Origin of the sequence: Streptomyces sp. PsTaAH-137 (assembly GCF_003259365.1) — a bacterium.
Lineage (GTDB): Bacteria > Actinomycetota > Actinomycetes > Streptomycetales > Streptomycetaceae > Streptomyces.
In genome coordinates, this window is sequence record NZ_QLLY01000004.1 from 197,414 (window position 1) to 211,179 (window position 13,766).

Consider the following 13,766-nt stretch of genomic DNA (forward strand, 5'->3'; position numbering starts at 1 on the left):
GGCATGTCCAAGGTCAGGGGCCGGCGCCGCGTCGGTGCGGCGGGCCTTCGTGAGCCTTGGGGTGCCCCGGAATAGACGAAGCCCCTGGCGCAATAGCGCAAGGGGCTCTTGCACAAAGATGCTACCCGAGGAAGCGAGGCAAGGCCGAGGTGGCGGCTTTGGACCATCCATCTGACCGCGCGGACGACACGGGCGCGGGGCTGTCACGGCAGCTTCTGGTGATCGTCGATCCCTTCGCCCGGCGCGCGGACGGGGAGTCCGTGCGGATCGCCAAGGATGTGCTGTGCGCGGGCGCCACGGCCAAGGTGTGCCTGCCGGACGGCCCGGAGGATTTCGCGAAAGCGCTGGCCAAGCGGGGTGCGCGACGGCCCGTGGTGGTCGGCGACGACCGCGCTCTGCTGCGCGCGGTGTCGCTGCTGCACCGGGAGCGCGAGCTGTCCGGCGCGGTGCTCTCGATGGTGCCGGTGGGGACCGGGGTCTCGCTCGCGCGGTCGCTCGGCGTGCCGTCGGGGGCGGTCGCCGCGGCGCGGGCCGCGCTGTACGGCACGGAGCGGCGGCTCGATCTGCTGGTCGACGACAGCGACGGGGTGGTCCTCGGCGATCTGCGCATCCCGCCGCTGGCCGAGGCCCCGGCGGAGTCCGGCGACGGGCGGCCGTGGCTGCGGACGTGCCGCTCGCTGGTGCGCTCGCTGGCGGCGCGGCCGCCCCGGCCGGACCCCGCGGACACCGTGGCGCCCGCGCGGCTGCGGGTGGAGGCGGACGGGGTGACCCTGGTGGATCTGGACCAGCCGGTGGAGGGCGTCCGTGTGGGGCCCGCGACCGGGACGGGGCTGGCGCGGGTGGAGGTGCGGTGCGCGCGGACGGCGGGCCTGAGCGTCCGGGCCCGTACGGTCACGGTGACCGGCGAGGACTTCCGCTACCGGTCGGACTCCGTGGCCATCGGCGGGCCGGTGCGGCGGCGGACCTGGACGGTCCGGGTCGGGGCGTGGGGGCTGGCGCTGCCGTGAGCACCGGCCCCCGCGCTCCCGCTCCGGCGCTCTAGCGGCGCCTCATCGCGGTCACCGTGAGGGTGCCGAGGGCCACCGCGAGGGCGGCGGCGAAGGCCAGCCACAGGGCCGTCGTGGAGGTGCCGGTGTCGGCCAGGTGGTGGCCGGGGTGCGACGGGCCGGGGTGCGGCGTGACCGGCGGCGGCGTGGTCGGGACACCCGAGGTCGGGGGCGGCGAGGTCGGGGGCGGCGAGGTGGGCGGCGCGGAGGTCGGGGGCGGGGACGTGGGCGGCGGTGACGTCGGCGGCGGCGGTGCCTTGAACACGTTGGTCACGACGACCGAGACCGCCTCGCCCGTCCGGACCGGGAAACTCTCGCCCAGCGTGACCTTCTGCGGTTCCCCGCCCGCCACGGTGAGCACCGCCGAGGTGTCGACGTCGACCCCGTCACCGGCGCCGGTGGCGGTCTCCTCCAGCCGGCAGGTGGTGGAGTTGCCGAAGGCGTGCCGCGTGAGGGCGCCCGAGGTGTCTCCGGCGGCGATGTCCAGGGCGTCCTCGGTGCCGTCGGCGCAGCTGAGGGCGAGGTGCGCGGCGCCGGGGCGCAAGGCGGTGTCGCCGGTGGTGCGCTTGGTGACGTCGAGGGTGCCCACCTCGACGAAGCGGTTGGTGAACCGGCAGGTGGGGCGCGGGTCGTCGGCGGTGAGCCGGACCTGTACGGTGCCCTGCTCGGTGTCCACGTCCGATCCGGCCGTGCCGCAGTCGGCGTCGGTCATCTCCCAGTGGCCCGCGGCGGTGGGCGGCGGCAGGTACTCCTGCACGGTGTAGGGCGTGCTGTCGTCCACGGTCAGCCCGTCGGCGGCGGGGCCGCCGCTGCCGTCCTCGGGGTGCGCGGTGACGGCGACGCCCTCGGACTCGGTGGTGGCGGTGGAGCGGTAGGTGGCGTCGTCCCGCCGCCTGCTGTCCGGCTGGGCGACGATGTCGTACGCGAAGGTGCCGGTGCCGCCCTCGGTGACCTTCTCGATGTTGATGGCGCCGCCGGGCGTGAACTTGTCGGTGAGCAGGCAGGTCGCGTCGTCGACGGAGGCCACGTCGTAGGAGGCGTGCCAGGTGCCGAGCGGGGCGCTGTCGGTGGCGGGGCCCTTGGTGATCGGCACCTCGGTGCCGTTGCAGTTCAGGCTCTCCAGGTTCCAGGTGCCGGTGCCGTCGGGCCGCGGGATCGTCTCGTCGATCGTGTACGTGCCCGGGGTCGCCCCCGCCGGAGCCTCGGCCACGGTGACCGGCACGCTCTCCTGGGTCGTGGTGACCGGGCTGACGGCGATCGGGGTCGCGCCGGGCGGCGGCTTGAGGTCGATGTCGAAGGTGCCGGTGCCGCCGATCGACTCCTTCTCCAGCAGCGCCTTCCCGCTGGTTCTGGTGTTGGTGTACGTGCAGGTGACGGTGTCGCCCGCGCCCAGTTTCACGGAGGCGGCGCCGGTGGAGTCCACTTCGACCTGGCTGCTGCCCTCGCCTCCGCCGGGTCCGACCACGGTGCACCGGGGGATCGTCGGCGGGGTCCAGCCGCTGTTCGGGGGCACGACCTCCTTGAACGTCCACGGGGTGCCGCCCGCGCCGCGGATGAACGTCATCGAGTCGTCCTGCTGGGCCGAGGCGCGCAGCACGAAGTCGTTGGTGCCGTCGTTGTTGGTGTCGGCATAGGAGAGGTTGCCGTCGAAGCGGAAGTCACCGGCGCCCGCCGTCTTGGGCTGCACCTTCTTGATCACCTTGATGGTGCCGGCGTCCGGCGGGGGCGTGACCGCGTAGTAGTAGCAGAAGACGTGCCGGGAGCCGGAGGGGAACGTCACGTACTCGACGTTGTCGCCGTTGACGGAGTCCTGCGCGCAGCGCAGCGCGGCGAACCCGTACTGCTCCTGGAGGCCGTTGAGCGTCTGGGACTTGGTGCCGCCCTGCGCGATCAGGCCCGAACCGGCCCCGAGCTCCCGGGAGTCGAGGTCGACGGTGACGGCGCCTTCGAGGGTGCGGCCGGTGTCGTTGCCCTGGTCGTCGAGCTCGGGGGTGCTCGCCTTGGTGGTGATGTTCTGCCGGTACGCGGTGGTGACCGTGCTCAGGTTGAGCGACGCCGTCGACTTCGAGGTGATGCCGCTGCCGGTGGAGAACGTCCAGTCGGGCAGCGGTTCGCACGGCGGGAGCGGGGTGCCGGCCGCCTCCTTGGCGGCCGAGACCGCCTCTCCGGACGCGTAGTTGGAGTCCGGGCCCAGGTCGCGCAGGGACTCCTGGATGTTGTTGCGGGCCTTGTTGGCCATCACGTCGGTGTACTGGGGGCACTTGCGGGCCACGAAGGTGACCGACAACGGGTTCTGCGCCGCCGCCGCGGCTGCCGCCGCCCGGCCTCCGGTCTGGCCCGGGCCCGCCAGAACGCAGGCGACGGCCATCAGCGCCCCCAGCGCGGGGCCTGCCCACCGCATGATCACCGACCGGGTCGCCCCGTCCATCCGGATCCACCGCCCTACCAGTACGCTCCTATGACTACCGACCTATAGGGCATATCGGGCGGACAAGTGACCACCTAACGGGCGGGCCGAACCAGCCCCGAGTTTCCCCCGGACGGCGGGGTCCCCGGACGGCGGGGGTCGCCGGTCGACTGCGGGCGAGTGGGGGCTGGTCGCGCAGTTCCCCGCGCCCCTGAGCAGTTCTTCGCCCGCGGCCCGGTGGGGCTTCTCGCGCAGTTCCCCGCGCCCCTGAGGCATGCGCTGCGCGCAGCCTCCCTTGATGAGATGGCGCACGAAGTGCGCATCTCAGGGGCGCGGGGAACTGCGCGACCAGCCACGACGGTGGCGCGCGTGAAAGACCACCCAGGGGCGCGGGGAACTGCGCGACCAGCCCCCACCGGAGCCGCGGGCGAAGGGACCCGGCGCGCTAAGGGCGGGGCCAGGGGCGGCCGTCCAGGCGTTCGATGGCTCGGTTCAAGCGTTGCAGGCCGGCGGCGAAATCAGCCACCTCGTCCTCGCTCCAGTCCTCCATGAGCCCTTCGAGCACCCCGAGATACCGCGCCCGGTCGTCATCGAGGAACCTCCCGCCCTCCCCGGTGATCCGGAATTTACGGGCGATCCCCCCGTCCGGATCCGGAATCCGCTCGACGAGCCCGGCACGCATCATCGCCGCCGTCTGCCGGTTGAGCGTAGAGGCATCGAGCCCCGTCGCCTCGCTGAGCTGGCCGATCGACATCGGCCCGACCATCTGGATCCGGGTGAGCAGGATGTAGGCGCTGCGGTCGAGATGCCAGTCGGCACCTCTGGCCCGCGGACCGAACAGGTAGCCGTGCCGGCCGAGCAGCATGGTCTCGAACTCGACCTGGCGCGTGGTCCTGTCCTTGCCCGCGACCTTGCCCACCTCGTCCACGCCCACGTCCACCGCCACCTTCACCTTTCTCGCATTCGCCCCTGCCAGCAGGTATATCACGCGAGATGTGCGCCATACATACGTTGTGCATCATGCACATCGGATGTACGGTGCACATGCCCCGCCCGCAGAAACGCGGAGGGCCTCATCGACAAGGAGCACTGTCAGTCATGGAAGCAAGCAAGCCCGAAGCCGCGGGCTCCGGGCGCATCGTCGCCGTCCTCGCGTTCGGCGGCATCGTGGCCTCGATCATGCAGACGCTGGTCGTGCCCCTGCTCGGCGAACTGCCCACGATCCTCGACACCTCCGCGTCGAACGCGACCTGGGTCGCCACCGTCACCCTGCTCGCCGCCGCCGTGGCGACGCCCATCATGGGCCGCCTCGGCGACCTTTACGGCAAGCGGCGGATGCTGCTCGTCTCGACCGTGCCGCTGGTCCTGGGCTCGGTCGTCGCGGCGCTCTCCACGAACCTGGCGACGATGATCACCGGCCGCGCGCTGCAAGGGCTCGGCGTCGGCCTCGTGCCGCTCGGCATCAGCCTGCTCCGCGACCTCGTACCGCCGGAGAAGCTCGGCACCTCCATCGCCCTGATGAGCGCCTCGCTCGGCATCGGCGGCGCGCTCGGCCTGCCCTTCGCCTCCGCGATCGCGGACTACGGCAGCTGGCGGGTGCTGTTCTGGGTGTCGGCCGCGCTGAGCGTGGTCATCGGCGTGCTCTACAAGGTCGTCGTACCGGACAACGAGACGCGCCGGGAGACCGCGGGCGGCTTCGACTACGCGGGCGCCGCAGGACTGGGCGCCGGACTCGTGGCCCTGCTGCTCGCCGTGTCCAAGGGCGCCGACTGGGGCTGGGGCAGCGGCACCACGCTGGGCCTCTTCGCCGCCGCCGTCGTGATCATGGGCGGCTGGGGCCTGTGGGAGCTGCGCACCGCCGAGCCGATGGTCGACCTGCGCACCACGGCCCGCCCGCAGGTGCTGCTGACCAACGCGGCCTCGGTCGTCGTCGGCTTCGCGATGTACGCCTCGTCGCTGCTCGTGCCGCAGCTGCTCCAGCTGCCGAAGGCGACCGGCTACGGGCTCGGGCAGTCGATGATGGCGATGGGCCTGTGGATGATGCCGGGCGGCCTGATGATGATGGTCGTCGCGCCGCTGGGCGGAAAGCTCACCGGCAAGCACGGCCCGAAGCTGACACTGCTGCTCGGCACGATCGTGATCGCGGCGGGCTACGGCATCTCGGTCTTCCTGATGGGCGCCGCCTGGCAGCTGATGGTCGCGATGTGCGTCATCACCGCCGGTGTCGGCCTCGCGTACGGGGCCATGCCCGCCCTGATCATGGGCGGCGTGCCGCAGTCGGAGACCGCGGCGGCCAACAGCTTCAACACCCTGATGCGCTCCATCGGCACCTCCGTGTCGGCGGCCGTGATCGGCGTCGTCCTCGCCCAGATGACCACGCAGCTCGGGCCGATCACGCTGCCGTCGGAGAACGCGTTCCGCACCGGCATGCTCCTCGGCTGCGGCGTCGCGGTCGTCGCCGCGCTGATCACGCTGACGATCCCGTACCGCAAGGCGCAGGCCGTCACCGCGGCCGAGCCGGCCCCGGCGGACCTCGCCCCGGCCCCGCAGTCCTGACCCACCGCCCCACCCGGAAGTACCGCCCCACCCCGAAGTACCGAGCACCACCGAGGAGCACCACGTGAGCACCGACAACAACCGCGCCGTCGTCGTCACCGGAGCCGGTTCCGGCATCGGGCGGGCCGCCGCGCTCGCCTTCGCCGGGCAGGGCGACCGGGTGGTCGTCGCCGATCTGAACGCCGAGGCGGCCGCCGCGGTGGTCGCCGAGATCGAGGGCGCGGGCGGCACCGCCGTCGCCGTCGTCGGCGACCTGAGCGAGCAGAAGGTCGTCGACGAGGTCGTGGCGACGGCGCTCGCGCGGTTCGGCGCGGTCGACGTGCTCGTCAACAACGCCGGGATCATGGACTCGATGTCGGCCGTCGCCGATGTCACCGACGCCGAGTGGGAGCGGCTGCTGCGGATCAACCTCACGGCGCCGTTCCTGCTGTCCCGGGCCGTGGTCCCGCACATGCTGGAGGCCGGGCGGGGCGCGATCGTCTTCACGGCGTCGGAGGCCGCGCTGCGCGGCTCGGCCGCCGGTGCCGCCTACACCGCCGCCAAGCACGGCATCGTAGGACTGACGAAGTCGATCGCCGTGATGTACCGGGGCCAGGGCATACGGGCCAACGCCATCGCGCCCGGCGGCACGGTCACCAACATCCAGCTCACCGTCGACCCCGAGGCCGCGGGCCCGCGGGCGCTCGGCGCCTACATGGGCAACGTCGGCACCCCGGCCGGCGCCGAGACCCAGGCCGCGGCCATCGTGTTCCTGGCCTCGGACGCGGCGAGCAACATCAGCGGGGCCGTCCTTCCGGTGGACGGCGGCTGGTCCGCGGTCTGAGCCCTACAAAGGGTCTCCGTCCAGATCGAGCGTCTTGCGGTGCTCCCGCCAGCGCTCCATCATCTCGGCCAGCTCGGTCTGGACGAACTCGAAGAAGGCCAGCGTCTCGGCGAGGCGCCGGCCGGCCGGGGAGCCGGCGCCGATGGCGTCGGCTCCTTCGCGCAGGACGTCCTCCCAGCGCTTGAGCACGTTGTCCCGGTTGGTCAGCGCCTCGTACCACTGGTTGTCGTGCACCCGGAACAGATCCCGCCGGGTCCCCGGCTCGCGCTCCCGGGTGACCATGTGCTGCTGGGTCAGATAGCGCACCGCCCCCGAGACCGCGGCCGGGCTCACCCGCAGCCGCTCCCCCAGCTCGGCCGAGGTCAGCGCCCCGGAGTCGGAGGCGAGCAGCGCCGCGAAGATCCGCGCGGGCATCCGGGTCATGCCGGCCTCGACCAGCTGCGCCGCGAACCGCTCGACGAACCGGGCCCGCGCCTCTGCGGTGTCCATACCCCGCTCCTTGCTCGACGTTCAGAGCTGCTGAGTTTATATGCTTCCTTAACTTCACAAATTTGTGAAACCAGCGTACTTTCACCAACATGACGAAGGCAATCACCGTCTCCGGGCTGCACAAGTCGTTCGGCCGCACGCACGCCCTCGACGGGCTCGACCTGGACGTCGAGGCCGGAGAGGTGCACGGCTTCCTCGGGCCGAACGGGGCGGGCAAGTCGACCACCCTCCGCGTCCTGCTCGGCCTGCTGCGCGCCGACTCCGGAGCCGTGCAGCTGCTCGGCCGCGACCCGTGGGCCGACGCCGTGGAACTGCACCGCAGGATCGCGTACGTCCCGGGTGACGTGACGCTGTGGCGCAACCTCAGCGGCGGTGAAGTCATCGATCTGTACGGGCGGTTGAGGGGCGGGCTCGACCCGAAGCGCCGGGCCGAGCTCATCGAGCGGTTCGAGCTGGACCCCACCAAGAAGGGCCGCACGTACTCCAAGGGCAACCGGCAGAAGGTCGCCCTCGTCGCCGCCTTCGCCGCGTCGGGCGTCGACCTGCTCATCCTCGACGAGCCCACCTCCGGGCTCGACCCGCTGATGGAGGAGGTCTTCCAGACGTACGTGGAGGAGGCCGTCCGCGAGCACGGGCAGACCGTGCTGCTGTCGTCCCACATCCTCAGCGAGGTCGAGGAGTTGTGCGACCGGGTCTCCATCATCAGGAACGGACGGACCGTCGAGAGCGGCACCCTCGCCGACCTCCGCCACCTGACCCGGACCAGCATCACCGCCGAACTGGCCCGGGAACCGGCGGACTTGACCGCCCTCCCCGGCGTCCACGACCTCGACGTCCAGGGCCACCAGGTCCGGCTCCAGGTCGACACCGACAAGCTCGACGCCGTACTGCGCGCCCTGACCGCGTCGGGCGTACGGTCGCTGACCAGCACCCCGCCCACCCTGGAGGAGCTGTTCCTGCGGCACTACGCCCAAGAGGGGGTGGCCGCGCGATGACCGCGGTGGCGGGCACCGGGACGCTGCTGAGGCTCGCGCTGCGCCGCGACCGGCTGATGCTCCCGCTGTGGGTCTACGTCGTCGCGCTGACCGTGATCTCCATGCCGCGAACGCTGAACGGCCTGTACGGCACGGCCGACCAGCGCGCCGGAGTGCTGACCACCATGCGGGCGAACGGCTCGCTGCGCGCCCTGTACGGCCCGGCGCTCGACGACTCGCTCGGCGGTCTCACCGTCTGGCGGGTGGGCGCGTACGCGGGGCTGTTCGCGGCGGCGATGAGCCTGCTGATCGTCGTACGGCACACCCGGGACGAGGAGGAGAGCGGGCGGCAGGAGCTGGTCTCCGCGGCGGGCGTGGGCCGCCGGGCGCCGCTCACCTCCGCGCTGCTCGCGGCGCTCGTCGCCAACGCCGCGGTGGCGGCGCTCATCACGGTCGGCATGGCGCTGACCGCCGACTCGGGGTTCGCGGGGGCGCTCGCCCTCGGCCTCGCGACCGGTGGCGCCGGGATGGTGTTCGCGACGCTGGCGGCGATCGTCGCCCAGTTCACCGAGAGCGCGCGGCTCGCGCGGGGGCTGAGCGCGGGCCTGCTGGGCGCCGCGTTCGTTCTGCGCGCGGCCGGGGACGCGGGCACCGCCGACGGCTCGTCGGTGCTGACCTGGCTCTCCCCCATCGGCTGGCTGGAGAACATCCACGCCTACGCCGGTGAACGCTGGTGGGTGCTGCTGCTGTTCGCGGCGGCCGCCCTCGCCCAGGGCGCGGTGGCGTACGTACTGGCCGGGCGGCGCGACATCGGCATGAGCTTCTGGCCGTCGCGGCCCGGGCCCGCCCGGGGGCGCATCGGGTCGGCGGGCGGGCTCGCGTGGCGGTTGCAGCGCGGCAGCCTCCTCGGCTGGTCCCTCGCCTTCCTCGCCTCGGGCGTCGTCCTCGGCGGGGTGACCGACGGGGCGACGGACCTGGTCGGCGACAGCGAGAACACCCGCCGGATCATCGAGCGGATGGGCGGACAGTCCGGGCTCACGGACGCGTTCCTCGCCGGGATGACCGGACTGCTCGGAATGGTCGCCGCGCTCTACGTCGTCCAGGCGGTCCTGCGGATGCACGCCGAGGAGACGGCCCAGCGCGCCGAGCCGGTGCTGTCCGGCGCGGTGGGCCGACTGCGCTGGGCGGCGGGCCACTTGACCGTCGCGTTCGCGGGCGCCGTGCTCGTCATGCTGCTCGGCGGGCTCGGTCTGGCGGCCGGTTACGGGCACGGCCTCGGCCCGGTCGTGGGCGCCTGCCTGGTCCAGCTCCCCGCCGTCTGGACGCTCGGCGCGGTGGCGGTGCTCCTCCACGGGCTCGCCCCGCGGGCCGCCGTCGGCGGCGGCTGGGGCGCGGCGGGCGCGGCGCTGCTGCTCGGCTGGATCGGCCCCGCGCTCGACCTGCCGCAGACGGTGCTGAACCTCTCCCCCTTCGGGCACCTGCCGAAGCTGCCGGGCGGGGAGATGGCATGGGGCCCGGTCCTCGCGCTGACCGGGATCGCGGCGGTCCTTGTCGCGGCGGGGCTCGCCGGGCTGCGGCGCCGCGATCTGTCCTCCTGACCCGCGCTCGGGCCCCCGTAAGCCGTGCGGGAACCCGGAAGAAAGGATTCAGCGTCCGTTACGGACATGGGCCAACGCACACAAGCCACCGCCGGCTGCCTCTCCGCGCTCGCCGGACTCGGTCTCGGACTCGCCGTCTGGTTCGGGCTCACCGAGGGGCGGGTCCACCGGTTCGAGACGGGCCCCGACTGGCGGCTCGTGTATCTCGCGCTGCCCGTCTGCCTCGCCGGGGGCATCGCCGTCGGCACCCTCGGCGGGCTTGTACTGCAACGGCTGCTCAGACCTCGACGGCAAGGCCCGCCAGACCCCGGATGACGAAGTTCGGCTTGCGCTCCGGTTCGGCGGCGAGCCGCAGCGTGGGCGCCTGGGTGAGCAACGCCCGCATCGACGCGGCGAGTTCGAGCCGGGCCAGCGGTGCGCCGATGCAGTAGTGGATGCCCGCCGAGAAGGAGATGTGCGGGTTGTCGGCGCGGGTCAGGTCGAGCCGGGACGGGTCGGCGAAGACCGCCGGGTCGTGGTTGGCCGAGCCGAAGAGCAGGGCCACCTCCGAGCCGCGCGGAATGGTGGTGCCCGCGATCTCGATGTCCTCCAGGACCCAGCGCTCGAAGAGCTGGAGCGGGGTGTCGTAGCGCATCAGCTCCTCGATCGCGGACGGCACGAGGGAGTGGTCGGCGCGCAGGGCGGCGAGCTGCTCGGGGTGGCGGAAGAGGGCCGCCCAGCCGTTCACCGTGGAGTTGACGGTCGCCTCGTGGCCCGCGTTGAGCAGCAGGACGCAGGTCGAGATCATCTCCTGCTCGGTGAGCCGGTCGCCGTCGTCATGGGCGGCGATGAGCCCGGAGACGAGATCGTCGCCCGGGGCCGCGCGCCGCTCGGCGATCAACTCCCGCAGATACGCGGTGAATTCGACGGATGCCGTCACGGCGGCCCGCGCGACCTCCTCCGGCGGGTTCAGCTCGTACATCCCGCAGATCGCCGCCGACCAGGGCCGCAGCGGAGCCCGGTCGGCCTCGGGCACGCCCAGCATCTCGGCGATGACGGCGACGGGGAGGGGTTCGGCGACCTGCGTGAGCAGATCGCCGCCGCCGTCCGCGACGAGCCCGGCCACCAGATCGGAGGCCAGCTTCTCCACGTACGGCTGGAGCCGCTGCACCGTGCGCGGGGTGAACGCCTTGGAGACGAGGCGGCGGATGCGGGTGTGGTCCGGCGGCTCCAGGTCGAGCATGCCGTGGTCGTTGAGGGTGTGGAACGGCTCGTGCTCCGGCGGCGGCGCCGTTCGGCCGAACTCCTCGTGGGCATAGCGGTGTTGGTAGGTGCGGCCCAGTCTGCGGTCGCGCAGCAGCGCGGAGACGTCGGCGTGGTGCGGGATCAGGTACTGGTTCGTGGGCTCGAACCAGTGGGCCCGGCCCTGCTCGCGGAGTTCCGCGTACGCGGGGTACGGGTCGGTCAGGAAGGCCGGGGACCAGGGGTCGAAGGGGGCGGTGTCGTTCATGGCGTGACGTTAGTGCGCGGGGGTGGGGTGCGGGTAGGGGGTGCTCGTCTGCCGGGTTGCTCCGGGTGGGCGGGTGCGGCTTTCGTCGTGGCTGGTCGCGCAGTTCCCCGCACCCCTGAAGCGGGCTTCGCTCGCTCAGGGGACGTCAGCCGGGGGTCACCAGGCGGGCCTCGTAGGCGAAGACGGCCGCCTGGGTGCGGTCGCGCAGGCCGAGTTTCACCAGGATGCGGCTGACGTGGGTCTTGATCGTCGACTCGGCGACGACGAGCCGTTCGGCGATCTCGGAGTTCGACAGGCCCTGCGCGATGAGGACGAGGACCTCGGTCTCGCGGTCGGTGAGTTCGCCGTACGCGCCCGGGTTCTGCGCCGCCGGGAGCTTCGGGGTGTCGGACAGCTTCGAGAACTCGGTGATGAGGCGGCGGGTCACGGACGGCGCGAGCAGCGCCTCGCCGGACGCCACCACCCGTACCCCGTCGGCGAGTTGGCGGGCGGAGGCGTCCTTCAGGAGGAACCCGGAGGCGCCGGCCCGCAGCGCCTCGTACACGTACTCGTCGAGATCGAAGGTGGTCAGGACGAGGACCTTCGTCGCGGTTCCGGCGGCGGCGATCTCGCGGGTCGCGTCGATGCCGTTCATCTCGGGCATGCGGATGTCCATGAGGACGACGTCGGGGGCCAGGTCGCGGACGCGGGCGACCGCCTCGATGCCGTTGACCGCCTCGCCGACGACCTCGATGTCGGGCATCGCGTTGAGCAGCACCGAGAATCCCTCGCGGACCATCATCTGGTCGTCGGCGATCAGCACCTTGATCATGCGTCGGCCTCCGGCGCGGTGGCGACCGGCACGAAGACCGTGATCTCGTAGCCGCCGTCGTCCGTCTTCCCCGCCGTCATCTCGCCGCTGAGCATGGAGACCCGCTCCCGCATCCCTGTGATGCCGTGCCCGGCGCCGGGCGAGGGCTTCAGCAGGCCGGTGGCCGGGCCGTTGACGACGCGCAGGCCGAGCCCGCCGAGCACGTAGCTGACCTCGACGGTCGCCTCGGCGCCGGGCGCGTGGCGCAGGGTGTTGCTCAGCGCCTCCTGCACGATCCGGTACGCCGACAGCTCGACGCCGGGCGGCAGGTCGCGGACCGCGCCGGTGACGGTCCTGGTGACGGTCAGGCCCGCCTCCCGCACGTTCTCCAGGAGCCGGTCGAGGTCGGCGAGCGTGGGCTGCGGGGCGTCGGGCGCCGTCGGGTACGCGGCCGATTCCACCCGTACGACGCCCAGGACCCGGCGCAGCTCGGTCAGGGCCGCCACCGCGTTCTCCCGGATCGTGACGAACGCCTGCTCCAGCTCGGGCGGGGGGTTCTCGACGCGGTAGGGGGCCGCCTCCGCCTGGATCGCCACCACCGACATGTGGTGGGCGACGACGTCGTGCAGTTCCCGCGCGATGGTCGTGCGCTCTTCGAGCAGGGTCCGCTTGTCGCGCTCGACGGCGGTGACGGTGCGCTCGGCGACGACCTGGCGCTGGGTGGTGCGGTTCACCTGGATCAGGACGACGAGGGCGAGCACGACGCCGGAGAACATCGCCATCGGCACCGCATCGCTGTCGTACCAGCCGCCGAACAGCCCGCCGCCGACCACCCCGTACACCCCGCTGATCGCCCACATCCACGCCGCCGTGCGCGGGCGGGTGCGGGCGGCGACGATCGCCATCACCGCCGTGTGCGCGAAGATGCTGCCGCCGGCCCACGGGTAGAGGCCGCCGCCCTCCACGACGAGGACCGGGGCGGCGGCCAGCGAGATCCACCAGGCGAACACCGGGCGCACCAGGGTGAGCGCCACGGGGGCGGCCGCGATCGCCCCCAGGGCCAGGGCGGCGAACTCGTCGGCGGAGGCCAGCGCGCCGATCCCCAGGCTGATCAGCGTCAGGCACACGACGACGATGTGCGGCACGATGTCCAGCTCCCGCCGTATCTGCTCCGGGAACAGCCGGGCGAACGGGCCGTCCGTCGCGAGGCGCGGCAGCGGGCGGTAGGCCCGCACGTCCCGGAAGAGGTCCGCGCGCAAGCCTCGCAGCGCCGACTGCACAGAACTGAACTCGGGGCTGCGTTCTCGCGTGCCCGCGCTGCTGGTCGTCTCGGTCATGCCCCGACGGTACGGCTCCGCCGCATCCCCGGTCGTCCCCAGGGAGACGGGTCCCCCGGGTCCGCCCTGAGTACTACGCGCCCTCGTCTGCGGGTCTCGTCGTGGCTGGTCGCGCAGTTCCCCGCGCCCCTGAGATGCGCACTTCGTGCGCCATCTCATCAACAGAGGCGCAGCCTCTGAAGGGGAGGCGGCGCGTAGCGCCTGCCTCAGGGGCGCGGGGAACTGCGCGAGAAGCGGCCACCGGCCCGCACCCGACG

The 13,766-nt window shown here is 72.7% G+C and carries 12 protein-coding genes; 6 read left to right on the plus strand and 6 right to left on the minus strand.

Going from position 1 to position 13,766, the window contains the following annotated elements; genetic code table 11:
- The first annotated feature begins 158 nt into the window (after positions 1-158).
- Positions 159-1,007, plus strand: coding sequence for a diacylglycerol kinase family protein (locus K377_RS09930; RefSeq protein ID WP_202454894.1), 849 nt, complete (start codon positions 159-161; stop codon positions 1,005-1,007).
- 31 nt (positions 1,008-1,038) lie between these two features.
- On the opposite strand, the gene K377_RS41605 is transcribed toward K377_RS09930, so the two are convergent.
- Entirely contained in the window at positions 1,039-3,474 is a 2,436-nt protein-coding gene (locus tag K377_RS41605; RefSeq protein WP_181512527.1) for a hypothetical protein, read from the minus strand.
- Between the two features lie 424 nt (positions 3,475-3,898).
- Positions 3,899-4,318, minus strand: coding sequence for a MarR family winged helix-turn-helix transcriptional regulator (locus tag K377_RS09940; RefSeq protein WP_111663203.1), 420 nt, complete (start codon positions 4,316-4,318; stop codon positions 3,899-3,901).
- A 233-nt stretch (positions 4,319-4,551) separates the two neighbouring features.
- Between K377_RS09940 and K377_RS09945 the strand changes: the two genes are divergently transcribed.
- Together K377_RS09945 and K377_RS09950 are read left to right on the plus strand one after the other, a co-directional pair.
- Positions 4,552-6,009 carry an MFS transporter gene (locus K377_RS09945; protein WP_111662857.1) on the plus strand — a complete coding sequence of 486 codons (1,458 nt, stop codon included), beginning with the start codon at positions 4,552-4,554 and terminating at the stop codon, positions 6,007-6,009.
- A 64-nt stretch (positions 6,010-6,073) separates the two neighbouring features.
- Positions 6,074-6,832: an SDR family NAD(P)-dependent oxidoreductase gene (locus K377_RS09950; RefSeq protein ID WP_111662858.1), complete on the plus strand. Its 759-nt coding sequence runs from the start codon at positions 6,074-6,076 to the stop codon at positions 6,830-6,832.
- A gap of 3 nt (positions 6,833-6,835) precedes the next feature.
- On the opposite strand, the gene K377_RS09955 is transcribed toward K377_RS09950, so the two are convergent.
- Entirely contained in the window at positions 6,836-7,321 is a 486-nt protein-coding gene (locus tag K377_RS09955; RefSeq protein WP_111662859.1) for a GbsR/MarR family transcriptional regulator, read from the minus strand.
- A gap of 89 nt (positions 7,322-7,410) precedes the next feature.
- Between K377_RS09955 and K377_RS09960 the strand changes: the two genes are divergently transcribed.
- From K377_RS09960 to K377_RS09970, 3 genes are all read left to right on the plus strand, one after another.
- The gene (locus tag K377_RS09960; protein WP_111662860.1) at positions 7,411-8,316 is read left to right on the plus strand and encodes an ABC transporter ATP-binding protein; all 906 of its coding nucleotides are present in this window, start codon (positions 7,411-7,413) and stop codon (positions 8,314-8,316) included.
- Positions 8,313-9,893, plus strand: a complete 1,581-nt coding sequence (locus K377_RS09965; RefSeq protein ID WP_111662861.1) for an ABC transporter permease — start codon at positions 8,313-8,315, stop codon at positions 9,891-9,893. Before K377_RS09960 ends, K377_RS09965 begins: the two co-directional genes overlap by 4 nt.
- A gap of 66 nt (positions 9,894-9,959) precedes the next feature.
- Positions 9,960-10,208, plus strand: a complete 249-nt coding sequence (locus tag K377_RS09970) for a hypothetical protein (protein WP_111662862.1) — start codon at positions 9,960-9,962, stop codon at positions 10,206-10,208.
- On the opposite strand, the gene K377_RS09975 is transcribed toward K377_RS09970, so the two are convergent.
- The 3 genes from K377_RS09975 to K377_RS09985 all read right to left on the minus strand — a co-directional run bounded on the left by K377_RS09975 (position 10,171) and on the right by K377_RS09985 (position 13,509).
- Positions 10,171-11,382: a cytochrome P450 gene (locus tag K377_RS09975; protein WP_111662863.1), complete on the minus strand. Its 1,212-nt coding sequence runs from the start codon at positions 11,380-11,382 to the stop codon at positions 10,171-10,173. The genes K377_RS09970 and K377_RS09975 overlap by 38 nt on opposite strands.
- A 145-nt stretch (positions 11,383-11,527) precedes the next feature.
- The gene (locus tag K377_RS09980; protein ID WP_111662864.1) at positions 11,528-12,193 is read right to left on the minus strand and encodes a response regulator transcription factor; all 666 of its coding nucleotides are present in this window, start codon (positions 12,191-12,193) and stop codon (positions 11,528-11,530) included.
- A complete protein-coding gene (locus K377_RS09985; RefSeq protein ID WP_111662865.1) occupies positions 12,190-13,509 on the minus strand; it encodes a sensor histidine kinase in 1,320 nt (439 codons plus the stop codon). The genes K377_RS09980 and K377_RS09985 overlap by 4 nt, the downstream gene beginning before the upstream one ends.
- Between the last annotated feature and the right edge of the window lie 257 nt (positions 13,510-13,766).